We start from the raw sequence: 19750 nt of genomic DNA, 5'->3' as shown, positions 1-19750 counted from the left end.
AGGCTGATGAAAAAGGCGTCCCTCGCGGGCGCCTTTTTTGTGTCCGCGATTTGGCTGGGTGGCGCTCAGGCCCAATGTCCATTGCCCCAGGGGCTGGCTAGCGCCCAGGTGCGGCAGGTGGTGGATGGCGACACCGTGCGTCTGGACGACGGGCGCAGCGTGCGGCTGATCGGCATCAACGCTCCGGAGATCGGCCGCAAGGGCCGGACGAGTGAGCCCTATGCCGAGGCGGCGCGCCAACGGCTGCAGGCCCTGGTCGCGCAAAGTGACGGACGGGTGCGCGTGGCGCTAGGTCAAGAGCCCCGGGATCGCTATGGACGGACCCTGGCCCATCTCTATGGGGCCAATGATCGCAACCTTGAAGAGCAACTGCTCGCTGAGGGCCTGGGTTATCAGGTGGCGATTGCGCCGAATGTCAGTCTGGTCGACTGTCTGCAGGCGGCAGAAGACCGGGCGCGACAGGCTCGATTGGGGGTGTGGCGCCAATCGCCGGTGGTGTCCGCCAGCCAATTGCGTCAGTCAGGGTTTGCCCTGGTCAGCGGTCGAGTCGCCCAGGTACAGCGTAATGGCGGTGGGCTGTGGGTCGACGTCGAGGGCGGCTTGGTCCTGCGTATTGCACCCAATTTGCTCAGCCGTTTCGACAGCGCAGCCTTGTCGAAGCTGCCTGGGCAACAGATCGAGGTGCGTGGCTGGGTGCTCGATCGCTCGCGTCGTGGCGGTTTGCAGGCGGGTCAGGCACGTTGGTTACTGAACCTGACGGATCCGGGCATGTTCAAACAGCTGTCTGATTAAAAATTGTAGACATTTTTCGTTAAGATTGTGAACACTGTAAGCCTTGTGTTCCGCGGCTCTTGGGCGAAAGTCGTAGGGTAGGGCCCTTGACACCGGTGACCGGGCAGTCTTGTGGGGACTATGCGAGGCGAGTATCCTCGGCGATCCGTCGTCCAACAGTAAAAAGCGGAATGCCCACATGTCTGATTTGAAAACTGCCGCTCTCGATTATCACTCCCAGCCTCGTCCAGGGAAACTGAGTGTCGAGCTCACCAAAGCCACCGCTACCGCCCGCGACCTGTCGCTGGCCTACAGCCCCGGTGTAGCCGAACCAGTGCGTGAAATCGCCCGTGATCCTGAGCTGGCCTACAAGTACACCGGCAAGGGCAACCTGGTAGCAGTTATTTCCGATGGCACCGCAATTCTCGGCCTGGGTAACCTCGGCCCGCTGGCTTCCAAGCCGGTCATGGAAGGCAAGGGCGTGCTGTTCAAGCGTTTCGCCGGTATCGATGTTTTCGATATCGAAGTCGACTCCGAAAGCCCGCAAGCCTTCATCGACACCGTCAAGCGCATCTCCATCACCTTCGGCGGCATCAACCTGGAAGATATCAAGGCACCCGAGTGCTTTGAGATCGAACGCGCGCTGATCGAACAGTGCGATATCCCGGTTTTCCACGATGACCAGCACGGTACTGCCATCGTGACTGCGGCCGGTATGATCAATGCCCTGGAAATCGCCGGCAAGACCCTGCCAGAAGCCAAAATCGTCTGCCTGGGCGCCGGTGCTGCCGCGATCTCGTGCATGAAGCTGCTGGTCAGCATGGGCGCGAAGATCGAAAACATCTTCATGGTTGACCGTACCGGTGTGATCCACTCCGGCCGTGACGACCTGAACCAGTACAAGGCGGTCTTCGCTCACGCCACCGAGAAACGCTCCCTGTCGGACGCGCTGCAAGGTGCTGACGTATTCGTTGGCCTGTCCGGTCCGAACCTGCTGAGCGCAGAAAACCTGAACCTGATGGCAGCCAACCCGATCGTGTTCGCTTGCTCGAACCCTGATCCGGAAATCTCCCCGGAGCTAGCTCACGCCACCCGTAGCGACGTGATCATGGCCACCGGTCGTTCTGACTACCCGAACCAGGTCAACAACGTACTGGGCTTCCCGTTCATCTTCCGTGGTGCTCTGGACGTACGTGCCAAGCGCATCAACGAAGAAATGAAAGTGGCGGCTGCCAACGCGCTGCGTGAACTGGCCAAACTGCCGGTGCCACAGGAAGTGTGCGACGCCTACGGCGGCATCAAGCTGGAATTTGGTCGTGAGTACATCATTCCCAAGCCAATGGACGCCCGCCTGATCACCGTGATCTCCGATGCAGTGGCCAAGGCCGCGATCGAGACCGGCGTAGCGACCCTGCCGTATCCGAAGAACTACCCGCTCAAGAGCGTGGATGATGTGTTCAACGGTTAAAAGCAGTCGCCCATAAAAAACCCCGGCCTGGTGCCGGGGTTTTTTATGGGCGCTAGCTACGAGCTACAAACAGGCACTGTGTTTTGCCTGCTTGTTGTCGCTCGCAGTTTGCGGCTGCCTTTAAAACAGATCGATGGGCGCCGCTTCGTCCGCTGGCAGCGGGCTGCCCGGGGCGCTGGCACCGTTGCCCAGTTCGTTGACCGACGGCGGTGTATCTTCGCTTTTGAACAGCTCGAAGTAGGCGTTGGGGGTGCCAGGCGCTGCGGCGCGGCCACTGACCGGGTCGACCCGCAGGCTCAGGATGCCTTCCGGTTCGGGCTGGGTATGAGGTGGCTTGCCCTTGAGGGCTGCGCCCATGTAGGTCATCCAGATGGGCAGTGCCACGGTGCCGCCGTACTCGCGGCGACCCAGGCTTTCCGGTTGGTCGAAGCCCGTCCAGACCGTGGTGACGTAATCCGCGTTGTAGCCGGAGAACCAGGCGTCCTTGGACTCGTTGGTGGTACCGGTCTTGCCCGCCAGGTCGGTGCGGCCAAGGGCCAGGGCCCGGCGGCCGGTGCCCAGCTTGATGACGTCCTGCAGCATGCTGGTGAGGATGTACGTGGTGCGCCCATCGATGATCTGTTCCGCGACGGCCGGCGGCTGGGGCGCCGTTTGCGCAGGCGGTTCGCCGGCATTGGGGGGGGCGACGTTGAAACCCTCGCTGCTCGGCGCGGCAATACCGTCGCTGGCGAGATCGGCGCCAGGTACGCGCGGCGGGTTGGCAACGAATAGGGCATCGCCGTTGCGGCTTTCGATCTTGTCGATCAGGTACGGAGTGATCTTGTAGCCGCCGTTGGCAAACGTGCTCCAGCCGGTGGCGATTTCCATCGGTGTCAGGGTGGCGGTGCCCAGGGCCAGGGACAGGTTGCGCGGCAGGTCCTGCTTGTTGAAGCCGAACTTGCTGATGTAGTCGATGGTGCGATCGATGCCCAGGCTTTGCAGCAGGCGGATCGAGACCAGGTTGCGCGACTTGTACAGCGCTTCGCGCATACGGATCGGGCCGAGGAAGGTGTTGGTGTCGTTTTTCGGGCGCCAGACTTTGTCCAGGTACTCGTCGACGAACACGATCGGCGCGTCATTTACCAGGCTGGCCGGGGTGTAGCCATTGTCCAGCGCGGCGCTATAAATGAAGGGCTTGAAGCTGGAGCCAGGCTGGCGCTTGGCTTGCATTGCACGGTTGTAGTTACTCTGCTCGAACGCGAAACCGCCGACCAGCGCACGGATGGCGCCGGTTTGCGGGTCGAGGGAAACCAGGGCGCCCTGGGCGTTCGGGACCTGGCTGAACTTCAGCGAGCCGTCGGCCTGGCGCTGTACGCGGATCAGGTCGCCGACCTGGGCGACATCGCTCGGCTGCTTCGGATTGGCGCCCATGCTGTTGGTGTTGAGGTACGGGCGGGCCCATTTCATGCTGTCCCAGGCGACGTTCTCTTCACCGTTGCGGGTCAGCACTTTCAAGCCGCTTTTGTCGACCTGGGTCACGATGGCCGGATCAAGGCCGCTGATGCTGCGCTGCTTGGCCAGCTCCTGAGTCCAGGCTTCGTTGGTCTTGCCTGGCAGGCGCGATTCCGGGCCGCGGTAGCCATGACGCTGGTCGTAGGCGATCAGGCCTTCCTGGACGGAGTGGTTGGCGATTTCCTGCAGGTCGCTGGGGACTGTGGTCGTGACCCGAAAGCCCTCGGTATAGGCGTCGCTACCATAGCGGCCGACCATTTCGGCGCGAGCCATCTCGGCGATATAGGGGGCGCTGACTTCGGGTGTCGGTACGTGATAGCTGGCATTGATCGGTTCGGCCAGGGCGGCCTGGTAACTGGCTTCGTCAATCTTGCCCAGCTTGTACATACGCCCGAGGATCCAGTCGCGGCGTTCCTTACCGCGGGCCGCATTGGCCAGCGGGTTGAAGCGTGACGGCGCCTTGGGCAGGCCAGCGATCATGGCCATCTGCGCCAGGCTCAGGTCGCGAATCGACTTGCCGTAGTACACCTGGGCCGCGGCCTCGATCCCGTAGGCCCGGTTGCCGAGGTAGATCTTGTTGACGTACAGCTCGAGGATCTCGTCCTTGGTCAGCTCACGTTCGATCTGCAGGGCCAGGAGGATCTCGTTGGTTTTGCGCGAGAAGCTGCGCTCGCTGGAGAGGAAGAAGTTCTTTGCCACCTGCATCGTGATGGTGCTACCGCCGGACTGGATATGCCCGCTCTTGACCAGTTGAGTGGCGGCGCGCATCAGGCTGGTGGGGTCGACACCGTAGTGATTGGCAAAATTATCGTCTTCGGCGGACAACAGTGCTTGAATGAAGGTCGGCGGAATGTCGGCGAAACGAATGGGCGATCGACGCATTTCACCGAATTCGGCAATCAGTTTCCCGTCGCTGCTGTAGACCCGCAGCGGAATCTGCAATTGAATGCTTCGAAGCGACTCCACGGACGGCAAGCCCGGACTAAGATAGAGAAACGCACCGCTCAGGACGAGCATGAGGCCGCAGACGACAGCGACAAAAGACCACCCGAAAAACTTCAGCAAACGTATCAAGGCTTTTGGATTTCCAGATAAAAGAAAGAGTTAAGCGTCAGGGGATATTCGCAGCATGGGCTGAATCGACGATATAGGAAAAATCGCCGGGCATTATAAGCATTTTTCGGCTTGAAGCGTCATTTGCGCTTCTGTCAAGACTGCTATTAAATGCCTTGAACAATAAAGGGTCCGTAAGTTGCGGATAGTAATAGGGAATCAGTAGTGCTAGGACTCTTCAGCAAGAAGTCGAATACGCTTCTGGGAATCGATATCAGTTCTACTTCGGTCAAGCTCCTTGAATTGAGCCAGTCGGGCAATCGTTACCGGGTTGAGTCCTATGCCGTGGAACCCTTGCCGGCGAACGCCGTGGTTGAAAAAAATATCGTCGAACTCGAAGGCGTCGGCGAAGCCCTGACCCGGGTTCTGGTCAAGGCCAGAACCAATATCCGCAACGCGGCCGTGGCTGTGGCCGGCTCCGCGGTGATCACCAAGACCATCGAGATGGATGCCGGTCTTTCCGACGACGAGCTGGAAAGCCAGATGAAGTTGGAGGCCGATCAGTACATTCCCTATCCGCTCGAAGAAGTTGCGATCGATTTTGAAGTCCAGGGCTACTCCACGCGTAATCCCGAGCGTGTCGATGTGCTGCTGGCCGCGTGCCGAAAGGAAAACGTCGAAGTCCGCGAAGCGGCGCTTGCCCTGGCCGGGCTGAGTGCCCGGGTGGTTGATGTGGAGGCCTACGCGCTGGAGCGCTCGTTTGGCCTGATTGCCGCGCAACTATCGAATAACCAGGAAAAACTGATCGTGGCCGTGGTCGATATCGGCGCGACGATGACCACCCTCAGCGTGCTGCACAACGGCCGTATCATTTACACCCGTGAGCAGCTGTTCGGCGGCCGACAGCTGACCGAGGAAATCCAGCGGCGCTACGGCCTGTCGATGGGCGAGGCGGGGCTGGCCAAGAAGCAGGGCGGGCTACCCGATGACTATCACAGTGAGGTCCTGCAGCCCTTCAAGGATGCGGTGGTCCAGCAGGTGTCGCGCTCCTTGCAGTTCTTCTTTGCCTCGGGCCAGTACCACGAGGTCGACTACATCATGCTTGCTGGCGGTACCGCCTCGATCGCCGGGCTGGACAACCTGATCCAGCAACGTCTGGGAACGCCGACCCTGGTGGCCAACCCCTTCGCCGATATGGCCCTGAGCAGCAAGGTCAATGCCGGGGCGCTGGCCAGCGATGCCCCGGCGTTGATGATCGCCTGCGGTTTGGCGTTAAGGAGTTTCGACTAATATGGCGCGCATCAACCTTCTGCCCTGGCGCGAACAACTGCGCGAAGAGCGGCGCAAGCGGTTCCTGACCGGCTTGGTAGCCGCGGTGGTGATAGCAATTGGCGTGATCCTGATTGCCGACCAATACATCAGTGCCGCCATTGATCGGCAGATGGCCCGCAATGCCTATATCCATAAGGAAATTGCCCAGCTCGACGGGCGGATCAAGGACATTGGTGATCTCAAGGCGCGCCGCCAGCAATTGCTGGAACGGATGAAAATCATCCAGGACCTGCAGGGTAACCGGCCTGTCAGTGGGCGGATCTTCGACCAGTTGGCGCGCACCCTGCCGGATGGAGTGTATTTCACCGACGTAAAAATGACCGACAAGACCATCGCGATCAGTGGCGTTGCTGAATCCAACAATCGGGTGTCCGAGCTGTTGCGTAACCTCGATGCTTCCGACTGGCTGGAATTGCCGACGCTGACTGAGGTAAAGGCCAATACTGCGAGCGCGCTCGATCAGACCAATACCTTCCAACTGACGGTCCACCAGACCCGGCCCGCGACGGCGGGGGCTAGCCAATGAATGTGAATGAATGGCTGGAAAGCCTGCGCAAGGTCGATCTGAACGACCTGGACATGAACAATATCGGCTCCTGGCCGACGGCAGTGAAGGCCGTGGCGGGCGCCTTGCTGGTGCTGGTGATCCTGCTCCTGGGCTACAACTTTCATGTCAGTGAACTGGGAGAGCAGCTCGACAGGCAGCGCAGTGAGGAGGTGTCGCTCAAGGAGCAGTTTGCCGTCAAGGCCCACCAGGCTGCCAACCTTGAGGCCTACACCCAGCAGATGACCGATATGGAGAATTCCTTTGGTGTCTTGCTGCGTCAATTGCCCAGCGATACCGAAGTGCCGGGGCTGCTCGAAGACATTACCCGCACAGGCCTGGATAACGGGTTGGAGTTCGAGGAAATCAAGCTGTTGCCCGAGGTCGTGCAGCAGTTCTACATCGAGCTGCCGATTCAGATCACCGTGACCGGCAGCTACCACAGCCTGGCGTCGTTCGTCAGTGGTGTCGCCGGGCTGCCCAGGATCGTCACTCTGCATGATTTCGAGGTAAAGCCGGCCAGCGCCGATACTCATTCCAAGTTGCGCATGAATATCCTGGCCAAGACCTATCGCTACAACGATAAGGGGCTGACGAAATGAGCCTCGGTAAATGGTTGTGCGCAGTGCTGCTGTTGGGCGGCTTGTCTGGGTGTGGGGGTGGCAGCGATGTCAGCGATCTCGATGCCTACATGAGCGAGGTCCGGGCCCGACCGACCGGGACCATCGAGCCGACGCCGACATTCCAATCCTATGAAGCCTTCACTTACAACGCCTCGTCGCTGCGCAGTCCTTTCCAGCCGCCGTTGAAAATCGACCTGGTGAATCGTCAGAAGGGTTCGCGCGAGGTCAAGCCGGACCTGGCGCGGATCAAGCAGTTTCTTGAAGGTTTCAACATCGAACAGTTTGAAATGGTCGGGACACTGGCCAATGCGACGGGCACCTATGCGTTGTTGCGCGGCGCCAATGGGGTCTACCGCGTGAAAGAAGGTGACTACCTGGGCCGTGACGAAGGTCGCATCGTGAGAATTACCGATACCCAGGTCGATGTGGTCGAAATCGTCCCCGATGGCGAAGGTGCATGGCTTGAGCGCCCGCGAACCATCCCCCTGAAAGAACACTCATAGTGGAACTCGATATGAACAGGATCATTTCATCCCTCGGCATTTCGCTATGGATAGCGCTGGTTTCGCCGATGGTGCTGGCGGCCAACCTGCAGTCCCTGGACGTTGCGGCGCTACCGGGTGACCGGGTCGAGTTGAAGCTGACGTTCGATGCGCCGGCAACGCTGCCGCGCGGCTATACCACCGACCAGCCGGCGCGCATTGCCCTTGATCTGCCTGGGGTGAGCAGCCGCCTGAGCAGCAAGAACCGTGACCTGGGCGTGGGCAATGCCCGCAGCGTGACGGTGGTCGAAGCCAAGGACCGTACGCGGCTGATCATCAACCTGACCACGCTGGCGCCTTACAGCACCCGTGTCGAGGGCAACAACCTGTTCGTGATGGTGGGGCAGGGCGCCGTGCCAGTGCAGGCCGCAGCCCCAACTCCGGCGCGCGCCGTACCTGCTCCCGCCAGGGCGCAGCCGCAACCGACCAGAGCCTACGTGCCATCGGGCAAGGCCATCCGCAACGTCGACTTCCAGCGTGGCGAGCAGGGCGAAGGCAATGTTGTGATCGAGCTGTCCGATCCAAGCATCAGCCCGGATATCCAGGAGCGTGGGGGCAAGATCACCCTGGACTTCCCTAAAACCCAGTTGCCGGAGCAACTGCGTGTTCGCCTGGATGTGAAGGACTTCGCCACCCCGGTGCAGTTCGTCAATTCCAGTGCTTCGGCGGACAAGGCCAGCATTACCATCGAGCCTGGCGGCGCGTTTGACTACTCGACCTACCAGACGGATAACAAGCTGACCGTCAGTGTCCGTGCCCTGACCGTCGATGATTTGCAGCGCCGCAATGCCGAACGTTTTGTGTACAGCGGGGAAAAACTCTCGCTGAACTTCCAGGACATCGATGTCCGTTCGGTCCTGCAACTGATCGCCGATTTCACCAACCTCAACCTGGTTGCCAGCGACACGGTACAGGGCGGTATTACCCTGCGCTTGCAGAATGTGCCGTGGGATCAGGCGCTGGACCTGGTTCTCAAGACCAAGGGGTTGGACAAGCGCAAGATCGGCAATGTGTTGCTGGTTGCGCCGGCCGAGGAGATCGCCGCCCGCGAGCGCCAGGAACTGGAGTCGCAGAAGCAGATTGCCGAACTGGCGCCGCTGCGGCGTGAACTGTTGCAGGTCAACTATGCCAAGGCTGCCGATATCGCCAAGCTGTTCCAGTCGGTGACCAGCGTTGAAGTCAAGGCCGAGGAGCGCGGTTCGATCACGGTCGATGAGCGTACCAACAACATCATTGCCTACCAGACCCAAGAGCGTCTCGACGAGTTGCGCCGGATTGTGGCCCAACTGGATATCCCGGTGCGCCAGGTCATGATCGAAGCGCGGATTGTCGAGGCGACCGTCGGCTACGACAAGCGCCTGGGTGTGCGCTGGGGCGGTACGACCAACCGCAAGGGCAAGAGCAACTGGACCGCTTACGGGCTGGATGACAAGGGCGACGAAGCCGGCAATACCGGCTCGGATGTCGGCCCCAACGTGCCATTTGTCGATCTGGGCGCCGAAAATGCCACTTCCGGGATCGGCCTGGGCTTTGTCACCAGCAACGTCCTGCTCGACCTTGAGCTGAGCGCGATGGAGAAAACCGGTAACGGTGAAATCGTCTCCCAGCCCAAGGTGGTCACTTCGGACAAGGAAACCGCGAAGATCCTCAAAGGTACCCAGGTGCCTTACCAGGAGTCGAGCTCCAGTGGTGCGACCACGGTGACGTTCAAGGATGCGGTGCTGTCCCTGGAAGTAACGCCGCAGATCACCCCGGACAATCGGATCATCATGGAGGTCAAGGTGACCAAGGATGAGCCGGACTACCTGAACGCGGTGCTTGGCCAGCCGCCGATCAAGAAGAACGAAGTGAATGCCAAGGTGCTGGTCAACGACGGTGAAACCATCGTGATTGGTGGTGTGTTCTCCAATACGCAGAACAAAACGGTAGAAAAGGTGCCATTTCTTGGCGATGTCCCTTATCTTGGCCGACTTTTCCGGCGTGATGTCGTGACCGAGGCCAAATCCGAGCTACTGGTGTTCCTCACCCCACGTATCATGAATACCCAGGCGATTGCTGTGAGTCGTTGATTCTGTGCGAAATTTGATTCTTGTAGGACCTATGGGGGCTGGGAAGAGCACCATAGGTCGCTTGCTGGCCAAAGAGCTGCGTCTTCCGTTCAAGGACTCCGACAAGGAAATCGAGCTAAGAACCGGCGCCAACATCCCTTGGATTTTCGACAAGGAAGGCGAGCCCGGTTTTCGTGAGCGCGAGCAGGCGATGATCGCCGAGCTGTGCGCCGCCGATGGCGTGGTTCTGGCGACGGGTGGTGGTGCGGTGATGCGTGAGGAAAATCGCAAGGCCCTGCGTGCCGGGGGCCGTGTGGTTTATCTGCATGCCTCCGTCGAACAGCAGGTCGGACGCACTGCCCGCGATCGCAATCGGCCGCTGCTGCGTACTGCCGATCCCGCGAAGACGTTGCGCGATCTCTTGACCCTTCGTGATCCGCTTTACCGGGAAATCGCCGATCTGGTGGTGGAAACCGATGAGCGGCCGCCGCGAATGGTCGTACTGGATATTCTCGAGCGCCTGCAGCAACTGCCGCCCCGTTAAAGCGCGGGGCGAAATGCGCTATCCTCGGCGGCTGCCCGGTTCGTCCAACGATCAAGGCTCAAGGCCGGGCGTCGCCGGCAATCAACAACTTTTCAGGCAGGACGCCTGCGTCCATCTTCCAATGTGGGGACACATGCAGACACTTACGGTCGATCTTGGCGAGCGCAGTTATCCGATTCATATTGGCGAAGGGTTGTTGGATCGACCTGAATTGCTGGCGCCGCATATTGCCGGCCGGCAGGTTGCCATCGTTTCCAACACCACCGTCGCGCCGCTCTACCTCGAACGTCTGACCCGCAGTCTTGGGGCGTATTCGGTGATGTCGGTGGTGCTGCCCGATGGTGAAGCGTTCAAGACCTGGGAAACCCTGCAACTGATTTTCGATGGCTTGCTCACTGCGCGCCATGATCGGCGTACCACGGTGGTCGCCCTGGGGGGCGGTGTGATCGGCGATATGGCCGGTTTTGCCGCGGCCTGCTACCAGCGCGGCGTGGATTTTATCCAGGTGCCGACCACACTGTTGTCCCAGGTCGACTCCTCGGTGGGCGGCAAGACCGGGATCAACCATCCGCTGGGCAAGAACATGGTCGGGGCGTTCTATCAGCCTAACCTGGTGCTGATCGACACCGCGACCCTCAACAGCCTGCCCGCGCGTGAGTTGTCCGCCGGCCTGGCAGAAGTGATCAAGTACGGGCTGATCTGCGACGAGCCGTTCCTGGGCTGGCTTGAGGCGAATGTCGATGCCTTGCGCGCGCTCGACCAGAGCGCCCTCACCGTGGCCATCGAGCGTTCCTGTGCGGCCAAGGCCGCGGTGGTCGGCGCCGATGAGCGCGAGTCCGGTATCCGCGCCACGCTCAATCTTGGCCACACCTTCGGCCATGCCATCGAGACCCATATGGGCTACGGTGTCTGGTTGCATGGCGAGGCGGTTGCAGCGGGCACGGTCATGGCGCTGGAGATGTCCGCGCGGCTGGGCTGGATCACCGAGCAGGAGCGGGATCGCGGCATTCGCCTGTTCCAGCGCGCCGGCCTGCCGGTGATTCCGCCTGAGGAAATGACCCCGGCGGACTTCCTGGAACATATGGCAATTGATAAAAAAGTGATCGACGGTCGCCTGCGTCTGGTGCTGTTGCGTCACATTGGGCAAGCGATCGTCACCGACGATTACCCGCAAGAGATTCTACAGGCCACGCTGGATGCGGATTACCGCACTTTGGCTCAGCTTAAAGGTTGATAAGATTCCGATGACCAGTTTGCATGCCGACGAGGCTTTCCTCGGCCATTACCAGTTGAGTCACGACCCATTTGCACCACGGGTTCCCGGCTTCAAGTTCTTCCCTGCCCAGCGCAAGCCGGTGCTGGGGCAGCTTCACCATCTGGCGCGCTATAGCCAGTTGCTGCTGGTGGTCAGCGGTCCATTGGGCAGCGGCAAGACGCTGTTGCGCCAGGCGCTGGTGGCCAGCACCAACAAGCAGTCCGTGCAGAGCGTAGTCGTCTCCGCCCGGGGTGCCGGTGATGCCTCCGGGGTGCTGCGACAGGTCGCCCAGGCCCTGAATGTCGCCCAGGCCGAGATTCCGGCCATCCTGGCCCAAGTGGTGCAGTTGGCGCTGACCGGGCAGGAAGTCTATCTGCTGATCGACGATGCCGAGCAGCTCGATGAGTCGGCGCTCGGAGCGCTGCTGGCGTTGGCAGAAGGCGCGCCGGAAGGGCGTCCCCATGTCTTCCTGTTTGGCGAGCCGTCGCTGATCGCGGCCCTGGATCAGTTGCCTGACAGCGCGGAGCAGGAACGTTTCCATGTGATCGAGCTGCAGCCCTACACCGAGGAGGAGACCCGTGAGTACCTGGCTCAGCGCCTCGAAGGTGCCGGGCAGGGGATCGAACTTTTCTCGGCAGAACAGATCTCTGAGATTCACGAAAGCGCTGAGGGCTGGCCTGGCAACATCAACCAGACCGCCCGCGATGCGATGATCGAAGCCATGATTGCCAGCCGCTCTGCGGTCAAGCGTCCAAGTATGGGATTCAATATGCCGAAGAAACATGTGTTGGCGTTGTCTGCGGTAGTCGTTGTTGCGGTTGCTGCGGCCTGGATGCTGCCAGGGCGTAACAAGACGGCGGCACCTGCAGGCGCGCCTGCCAATGAACAAGCACAACTGCCACTGGGGCAATCGGCGCCAACCAACGGCACAGGCGGTCCGAGTGTCGAATTCGCCGGTACCTCCCAGCCCATGCCGCTACCGTTGGTCGGCCAGTCGCAACCGGTGATGCGCGGTCCTCTGGCTGAAGCCGCTGGCGGGATTTCCGAAGGTGATGACGGCGGCGCGCCGGCCATCGACAGCGGTGTGGCCCAACCGCCTACCGTGACCACGATTGCGCCGCCTCCCGGAGTGCCAGCGGGCCCGGCAGCCACGACTGCCCAGCCCCCGGCTCAGGTTGCGACCGCCAAGCCTGTAGCGCCGCCCCCGGCCAAGCCAGCGGTGGTTCCTGCTCCCGCTGCCAAGCCTGTCGCCAAACCGGTTGAAAAGCCGGTTGAAAAGCCGGTAACCGTCGCCAAGGCCGCGCCTGGCGGCAACTGGTATGCCGGCCAGGCACCTGGCAACTACGTGGTGCAGATTCTCGGCACCAGCTCGGAAGCCACTGCGCAAAATTTCGTCAAAGAGCAGGGCGGCGAGTACCGCTATTTCAAGAAAACCCTGCAAGGCAAGCCGCTGTATGTGATTACCTACGGTAACTTCGCCAATCGCGCGGCCGCCCTTGCGGCAATCAAAACCTTGCCAGCGAAGGTCCAGGCTGGTAAACCTTGGCCTCGCACTGTCGCCAGCGTTCAACAAGAACTGGCAGCAACTCGCTGAAGACTCGGCGACCTTACCCAGGTCGCCTTCCCGGCAAACTCAAAAAAACACTCGGGCATGCGGCTGATTCAGACCGCGTGCCTTTTGGTGTCCGCTTCGCGGCGGAGTAGAGCTGTGCAGGTTGAAATCAAAAATATTTTGACTAGCACGGAATATCGATTTAAACCTTTCATAAATGCGACATAGATTTGCGATATTTCGTCGTCAAATTTGTGAGCGTCTGTGTCGGTGTGTACAATGACCACCCTTTTGCTCCCGCAAAGCCGGCGTACGTTCGGCGTGGATGGCAGGTGGTTGAATTGAAAAGAAATTTGCCTCCCTGAAGAGGCAGCCTGGTGAGAAAGTGTCTATGAAAGCAGGTCTGTACCAACCCGATGAATTTAAGGATAACTGTGGTTTCGGCCTGATTGCTCACATGCAAGGCGAGCCCAGTCATCACTTGTTGCAAACGGCCATCGAGGCCCTGACCTGCATGACCCATCGCGGTGGGATCAATGCCGACGGCAAGACCGGTGACGGTTGCGGGCTTCTGATCCAGAAGCCGGACCAGTTCCTGCGCGCCGTGGCCAAACAACAATTCGGTAGCGACCTGCCCAAGCAGTACGCCGTGGGCATGGTGTTCTTCAATCAGGACCCGGTGAAAGCCGAGGCTGCCCGCGAGAACATGAACCGCGAAATCCTGGCCGCCGGCCTGCAACTGGTGGGCTGGCGCAAAGTGCCGATCGACACCAGCGTCCTCGGCCGTCTGGCCCTGGAGCGCCTGCCGCAGATCGAGCAGGTGTTTATCGGCGGTGAAGGCCTGAGCGACCAGGCGTTCGCGATCAAATTGTTCAGCGCCCGTCGGCGTTCGTCGGTGGCTAACGCTGCCGATACGGATCACTACATCTGCAGCTTTTCGCACAAGACCATCATCTACAAAGGCTTGATGATGCCGCGGGACCTGACGGCCTTTTACCCGGACCTCAACGATCCGAGCCTCAAGACCGCCATCTGCGTGTTCCACCAGCGTTTCTCCACCAATACCCTGCCGAAATGGCCGCTGGCGCAACCGTTCCGTTTCCTGGCCCATAACGGCGAAATCAACACCATCACCGGTAACCGCAACTGGGCCCAGGCGCGGCGGACCAAGTTCGCCAATGACCTGATCCCCGACCTCGACGAGCTCGGCCCGCTGGTCAACCGCGTAGGTTCCGACTCTTCGAGCATGGACAACATGCTCGAGCTGATGGTTACCGGTGGTATCGACCTGTTCCGCGGCGTGCGCATGCTGATTCCGCCAGCGTGGCAGAACGTCGAGACCATGGACGCCGACCTGCGCTCCTTCTACGAATACAACTCCATGCACATGGAGCCGTGGGACGGCCCGGCGGGCGTGGTGATGACCGAAGGTCGTCACGCGGTCTGCCTGCTCGACCGCAACGGTCTGCGCCCGGCGCGCTGGGTCACGACCAAAAATGGCTATATCACCCTCGCCTCGGAAATCGGCGTGTGGAACTACCAGCCTGAAGATGTGATTGCCAAGGGCCGTGTCGGTCCTGGCCAGATCTTTGCCGTGGACACCGAAACCGGCCAGATCCTCGACACCGATGCCATCGACAACCGCCTCAAGTCCCGTCATCCGTACAAGCAATGGCTGCGCAAGAATGCCCTGCGCATCCAGGCGACCATGGAAGACAACGACCACGGTTCGGCGTTCTACGACATCGACCAGCTCAAGCAGTACATGAAGATGTACCAGGTCACGTTCGAAGAGCGCGACCAGGTGCTGCGCCCGCTGGGCGAACAGGGGTATGAAGCGGTCGGCTCCATGGGCGATGACACGCCGATGGCCGTGCTGTCCCAGCGCGTGCGCACGCCGTATGACTACTTCCGCCAGCAGTTCGCCCAGGTGACCAACCCGCCGATCGACCCGCTGCGTGAAGCCATCGTCATGTCGCTGGAGATCTGCCTCGGTGCCGAGCGCAACATCTTCCAGGAATCGCCCGAGCATGCTTCGCGGGTGATCCTCAGCTCGCCGGTAATCTCGCCTGCCAAGTGGCGTTCGCTGATGAACCTCGACCGTCCCGGTTTCGAGCGTCAGATTATCGACCTCAACTACGACGAGAGCCTCGGCCTCGAAGCCGCGGTACGCAATATCGCCGACCAGGCCGAGGAAGCCGTGCGCGCCGGGCGCACGCAGATCGTGCTGAGCGACCGCCATATCGCCCCCGGCAAGCTGCCGGTACACGCATCCCTGGCCACCGGTGCGGTGCATCACCGCTTGACCGAGCAGGGCCTGCGCTGCGACAGCAACATCCTGGTGGAAACCGCCACTGCGCGTGACCCGCATCATTTCGCCGTGCTGATCGGCTTCGGTGCGTCGGCGGTCTACCCGTTCCTGGCCTACGAAGTGCTGGGTGACCTGATCCGCACCGGCGAAGTGCTGGGCGACCTCTACGAGGTCTTCAAGAACTACCGTAAAGGCATCACCAAGGGCCTGCTCAAGATCCTCTCGAAGATGGGCATCTCGACCATCGCGTCCTACCGTGGCGCCCAGTTGTTCGAAGCCATCGGCCTGTCCGAGGAAGTGGTCAACCTGAGCTTTCGCGGTGTGCCGAGCCGGATCAAGGGCGCGCGTTTTGTCGACCTCGAAGCCGAGCAGAAGCTGCTGGCGGTCGAAGCCTGGAGCCCGCGCAAGCCAATCCAGCAGGGCGGCCTGCTGAAGTTTGTCTATGGCGGCGAATACCACGCCTACAACCCGGACGTGGTCAACACCCTGCAAGCCGCTGTGCAGCAGGGCGACTATGCCAAGTTCAAGGAATACACGGCACTGGTGGATAACCGCCCGGTGTCGATGATTCGCGACCTGTTCCAGGTGAAAGTCGCCGAGCAGGCCCTGGATATCAGCGAAATCGAGCCGCTGGAGTCGATCCTCAAGCGCTTCGACTCCGCCGGGATCTCCCTCGGCGCCTTGTCGCCCGAGGCGCACGAAGCCCTGGCCGAAGCCATGAACCGCCTCGGTGCGCGTTCCAACTCCGGCGAAGGTGGTGAAGACCCGGCGCGCTACGGCACGATCAAGAGTTCGAAGATCAAGCAGGTGGCGACCGGCCGCTTCGGTGTGACGCCGGAATACCTGGTCAATGCCGAAGTGCTGCAGATCAAGGTGGCCCAGGGCGCCAAGCCCGGTGAGGGCGGCCAACTGCCGGGTGGCAAGGTCAACGGTCTGATCGCCAAGCTGCGCTACGCGGTGCCGGGTGTGACCCTGATTTCGCCGCCGCCGCACCACGACATCTACTCCATCGAAGACTTGTCGCAGCTGATTTTCGACCTCAAGCAGGTCAACCCGGCCGCGCTGGTGTCGGTGAAACTGGTGGCGGAAGCTGGCGTCGGTACGATTGCCGCCGGTGTGGCCAAGGCCTATGCCGACCTGATCACCATTTCCGGCTATGACGGCGGCACCGGCGCTTCGCCGCTGACCTCGATCAAGTACGCCGGTGCGCCCTGGGAGCTGGGCCTGGCTGAAACCCACCAGACCCTGCGCGGCAACGATTTGCGCGGCAAGGTGCGGGTACAGACCGACGGTGGCCTGAAAACCGGCCTCGATGTGATCAAGGCCGCCATTCTCGGCGCCGAGAGCTTTGGCTTCGGCACCGCGCCGATGATCGCCCTGGGCTGCAAATACCTGCGCATCTGCCACCTGAACAACTGCGCCACCGGCGTTGCGACCCAGAACGAGAAGCTGCGCAAGGACCACTACATCGGTACGGTCGACATGGTGGTGAACTTCTTCACCTACGTTGCCGAAGAAACCCGCGAGTGGCTGGCCAAGCTCGGCGTACGCACCCTGGAAGAGCTGATCGGGCGCACCGACCTGCTGGACATCCTCAAGGGGGAAACCACCAAGCAGCACCACCTGGACCTGACGCCGTTGCTGGGCAGCGACCATATCCCGGCGGACAAACCACAGTTCTGCCAGGTCGAGCGCAACCCGCCCTTCGACCAGGGCCTGCTGGCCGAGAAAATGGTCGCCATGGCCCTGCCGGCGATCCGCGATCTGAGTGGTGCCGAGTTCGAACTGGACATCTGCAACTGCGACCGTTCCATCGGCGCGCGGATTTCCGGCGAAGTGGCCAAGCTCCACGGCAACCAGGGCATGGCCAAGGCACCGATCACATTCCGCTTCAAGGGCACGGCCGGGCAGAGCTTTGGCGTGTGGAACGCCGGGGGCCTGAACATGTACCTCGAAGGCGATGCCAACGACTACGTGGGCAAGGGCATGACCGGCGGCAAGCTGGTGATCGTTCCGCCCAAGGGCAGCGCGTACAAGACCCAGGACAGCGCCATTGTCGGCAACACGTGCCTGTATGGCGCCACGGGCGGCAAGTTGTTTGCGGCCGGGACGGCGGGCGAGCGCTTTGCGGTTCGCAACTCCGGCGCGCATACCGTGGTTGAAGGCACGGGCGATCACTGCTGCGAATACATGACCGGTGGTTTCGTCTGTGTGCTGGGCAAGACCGGCTACAACTTCGGGTCGGGTATGACCGGTGGGTTTGCCTATGTGCTGGACCAGGACAACACCTTCGTCGACAAGGTCAACCACGAGTTGGTCGAGATCCAGCGGATCAGCGGCGAAGCAATGGAGTCCTACCGCAGCCACCTGCAGCGCGTGCTGGACGAGTACGTCGCCGAAACCGACAGCGAATGGGGCCGTAACCTCGCGGAGAACCTCGATGACTACCTGCGTCGCTTCTGGCTGGTCAAGCCAAAGGCTGCGAGTTTGAAGTCGTTGCTCTCCAGTACCCGAGCCAACCCCCAGTGATGCAGCGGCCGGCTCCGGGAATCCCCCGGCACCGGCCTGCGGTGTGCCGACTAAACGTGATTTTCTTGCAGCTTCAAGCCTGCGCTTGAAGCTGTCGTGTAGAGGTTCCAGAACATGGCCGAACGTCTGAGTAACGACTTCCAATTCATCGAGGTCGGGCGCAAGGATCCGAAGAAGAAACTGTTGCGCCAACGCAAGAAGGAGTTCGTGGAGATCTACGAGCCTTTCAAGCCCCAGCAATCCACCGAGCAGGCACATCGCTGCCTGGGGTGCGGTAACCCGTACTGCGAGTGGAAGTGCCCGGTGCACAACTTTATCCCCAACTGGCTGAAGCTGGTGGCCGAGGGCAATATCCTCGCGGCCGCCGAGCTGTCGCACCAGACCAATACCCTGCCGGAAGTCTGTGGCCGGGTCTGCCCCCAGGACCGTCTGTGCGAGGGGGCCTGTACCCTGAACGATGGTTTTGGCGCAGTGACTATCGGCTCGGTGGAGAAGTACATCACCGATACCGCCTTTGCCATGGGCTGGCGCCCGGACATGTCCAAGGTCAAGCCGACCGGCAAGCGCGTTGCCGTGATTGGTGCCGGCCCTGCCGGCCTAGGCTGTGCCGACGTGCTGGTGCGCGGCGGGGTGACCCCGGTGGTGTTCGACAAGAACCCGGAAATCGGTGGCCTGCTGACCTTCGGCATCCCTGAGTTCAAGCTGGAAAAGACCGTGTTGAGCAATCGCCGCGAAGTCTTCACCGGCATGGGTATCGAGTTTCGCCTCAATACCGAGATCGGCAAGGACATCAGCATCGAGCAGTTGCTGGAGGAATACGATGCGGTCTTCATGGGCATGGGGACCTATACCTACATGAAGGGCGGCTTCGCCGGCGAGGACCTGCCGGGCGTCTATGACGCCCTGGATTTCCTGATCGCCAACGTCAACCGCAACCTGGGCTTTGAAAAGTCCCCGGAAGACTTCGTCGACATGAAGGGCAAGAAGGTCGTGGTACTGGGCGGGGGCGACACCGCGATGGACTGCAACCGCACCTCGATTCGCCAGGGCGCCAAGTCGGTGACCTGTGCCTATCGTCGTGACGAGGCCAACATGCCGGGCTCGCGCAAGGAAGTGAAAAACGCCAAGGAAGAAGGGGTGAAATTCCTCTACAACCGTCAGCCCATCGCCATTGTCGGTGAAGACAAGGTCGAAGGCGTCAAGGTGGTCGAGACCCGTCTTGGCGAGCCGGATGCCCGTGGCCGTCGCAGCCCCGAGCCGATTCCGGGCTCCGAAGAAATCATCCCGGCCGATGCCGTGGTGATCGCCTTCGGCTTCCGTCCAAGCCCGGCCCAATGGTTCGAGACATCGGGGATCCAGACCGATAGTCAGGGGCGCGTCGTGGCGCCGGAACAGGGCCCGTTCAAGCACCAGACCAGCCATCCGAAGATTTTTGCCGGTGGCGACATGGTGCGCGGCTCCGACCTGGTGGTGACGGCGATCTTCGAAGGGCGCAATGCCGCGGAAGGGATCCTCGACTACCTGGGCGTCTAAGCGCCGTGATCGGCGGCAAGCGACAGGCTGTGCGTTGAGCCCATCGCTTGTCGTTCGCCGCCTTGTACTGCGACAAAATGCCTCGAAAACCAAAAGGCACGGCACATGCCGTGCCTTTTGCGTCAGGCTCTGAGAAAATGGCCCCACTTTTTTT

At 61.1% G+C, this 19750-nt stretch carries 13 protein-coding genes; 12 read left to right on the top strand and 1 reads right to left on the bottom strand.

Translation table 11 applies throughout. The features are described 5' to 3' along the window. The first annotated feature begins 6 nt into the window (after positions 1-6). Together NPS46_RS12640 and NPS46_RS12635 are read left to right on the top strand one after the other, a co-directional pair. On the top strand, positions 7-792 hold the full coding sequence (locus NPS46_RS12640) for a thermonuclease family protein (protein WP_274107592.1): 786 nt from the start codon (positions 7-9) through the stop codon (positions 790-792). A 178-nt stretch (positions 793-970) separates the two neighbouring features. Then, positions 971-2239: a malic enzyme-like NAD(P)-binding protein gene (locus NPS46_RS12635; protein WP_274107590.1), complete on the top strand. Its 1269-nt coding sequence runs from the start codon at positions 971-973 to the stop codon at positions 2237-2239. A gap of 120 nt (positions 2240-2359) precedes the next feature. Here the strand turns inward: NPS46_RS12635 and NPS46_RS12630 are convergent, their stop codons facing one another. Then, on the bottom strand, positions 2360-4801 hold the full coding sequence (locus NPS46_RS12630) for a penicillin-binding protein 1A (RefSeq protein WP_274108067.1): 2442 nt from the start codon (positions 4799-4801) through the stop codon (positions 2360-2362). Between the two features lie 207 nt (positions 4802-5008). Here NPS46_RS12630 and NPS46_RS12625 point away from each other — a divergent pair, with 207 nt between their 5' ends. The 10 genes from NPS46_RS12625 to NPS46_RS12580 all read left to right on the top strand — a co-directional run bounded on the left by NPS46_RS12625 (position 5009) and on the right by NPS46_RS12580 (position 19596). Beyond that, positions 5009-6073: a pilus assembly protein PilM gene (locus NPS46_RS12625; RefSeq protein WP_274107588.1), complete on the top strand. Its 1065-nt coding sequence runs from the start codon at positions 5009-5011 to the stop codon at positions 6071-6073. 1 nt (position 6074) lies between these two features. Beyond that, positions 6075-6641: a PilN domain-containing protein gene (locus NPS46_RS12620; RefSeq protein WP_274107586.1), complete on the top strand. Its 567-nt coding sequence runs from the start codon at positions 6075-6077 to the stop codon at positions 6639-6641. Next, positions 6638-7261, top strand: coding sequence for a type 4a pilus biogenesis protein PilO (gene pilO, locus NPS46_RS12615; protein ID WP_274107584.1), 624 nt, complete (start codon positions 6638-6640; stop codon positions 7259-7261). The genes NPS46_RS12620 and pilO overlap by 4 nt, the downstream gene beginning before the upstream one ends. Next, a complete protein-coding gene (locus NPS46_RS12610; RefSeq protein ID WP_274107582.1) occupies positions 7258-7785 on the top strand; it encodes a pilus assembly protein PilP in 528 nt (175 codons plus the stop codon). The genes pilO and NPS46_RS12610 overlap by 4 nt, the downstream gene beginning before the upstream one ends. Before the next feature lie 11 nt (positions 7786-7796). After that, a complete protein-coding gene (gene pilQ, locus NPS46_RS12605) occupies positions 7797-9893 on the top strand; it encodes a type IV pilus secretin PilQ (RefSeq protein WP_274107580.1) in 2097 nt (698 codons plus the stop codon). Positions 9894-9897: 4 nt separating this feature from the next. Then, on the top strand, positions 9898-10416 hold the full coding sequence (aroK, locus tag NPS46_RS12600) for a shikimate kinase AroK (protein ID WP_274107578.1): 519 nt from the start codon (positions 9898-9900) through the stop codon (positions 10414-10416). A gap of 133 nt (positions 10417-10549) precedes the next feature. Further along, on the top strand, positions 10550-11650 hold the full coding sequence (gene aroB / locus NPS46_RS12595; protein WP_274107576.1) for a 3-dehydroquinate synthase: 1101 nt from the start codon (positions 10550-10552) through the stop codon (positions 11648-11650). A 10-nt stretch (positions 11651-11660) separates the two neighbouring features. Then, on the top strand, positions 11661-13265 hold the full coding sequence (locus NPS46_RS12590; RefSeq protein WP_274107574.1) for an AAA family ATPase: 1605 nt from the start codon (positions 11661-11663) through the stop codon (positions 13263-13265). Between the two features lie 349 nt (positions 13266-13614). Then, entirely contained in the window at positions 13615-18063 is a 4449-nt protein-coding gene (gene gltB / locus NPS46_RS12585) for a glutamate synthase large subunit (RefSeq protein WP_274107572.1), read from the top strand. Between the two features lie 114 nt (positions 18064-18177). After that, the gene (locus NPS46_RS12580; RefSeq protein WP_274107570.1) at positions 18178-19596 is read left to right on the top strand and encodes an FAD-dependent oxidoreductase; all 1419 of its coding nucleotides are present in this window, start codon (positions 18178-18180) and stop codon (positions 19594-19596) included. Positions 19597-19750: the final 154 nt, after the last annotated feature.

The organism is Pseudomonas putida (assembly GCF_028682395.1).
Classification (GTDB): domain Bacteria; phylum Pseudomonadota; class Gammaproteobacteria; order Pseudomonadales; family Pseudomonadaceae; genus Aquipseudomonas; species Aquipseudomonas putida_AB.
This window is presented reverse-complemented; position numbering and strand designations above follow the sequence as displayed.

What these genes read in the sequence shown, in the direction of transcription:
- NPS46_RS12580 (WP_274107570.1), top strand. Translation starts at nt 18,178, where the DNA reads ATGGCCGAACGTCTGAGTAACGACTTCCAATTCATCGAGGTCGGGCGC.
- pilQ (WP_274107580.1), top strand. Translation starts at nt 7,797, where the DNA reads ATGAACAGGATCATTTCATCCCTCGGCATTTCGCTATGGATAGCGCTG.
- NPS46_RS12635 (WP_274107590.1), top strand. Translation starts at nt 971, where the DNA reads ATGTCTGATTTGAAAACTGCCGCTCTCGATTATCACTCCCAGCCTCGT.
- NPS46_RS12590 (WP_274107574.1), top strand. Translation starts at nt 11,661, where the DNA reads ATGACCAGTTTGCATGCCGACGAGGCTTTCCTCGGCCATTACCAGTTG.
- NPS46_RS12610 (WP_274107582.1), top strand. Translation starts at nt 7,258, where the DNA reads ATGAGCCTCGGTAAATGGTTGTGCGCAGTGCTGCTGTTGGGCGGCTTG.
- aroB (WP_274107576.1), top strand. Translation starts at nt 10,550, where the DNA reads ATGCAGACACTTACGGTCGATCTTGGCGAGCGCAGTTATCCGATTCAT.
- pilO (WP_274107584.1), top strand. Translation starts at nt 6,638, where the DNA reads ATGAATGTGAATGAATGGCTGGAAAGCCTGCGCAAGGTCGATCTGAAC.
- NPS46_RS12640 (WP_274107592.1), top strand. Translation starts at nt 7, where the DNA reads ATGAAAAAGGCGTCCCTCGCGGGCGCCTTTTTTGTGTCCGCGATTTGG.
- NPS46_RS12620 (WP_274107586.1), top strand. Translation starts at nt 6,075, where the DNA reads ATGGCGCGCATCAACCTTCTGCCCTGGCGCGAACAACTGCGCGAAGAG.
- gltB (WP_274107572.1), top strand. Translation starts at nt 13,615, where the DNA reads ATGAAAGCAGGTCTGTACCAACCCGATGAATTTAAGGATAACTGTGGT.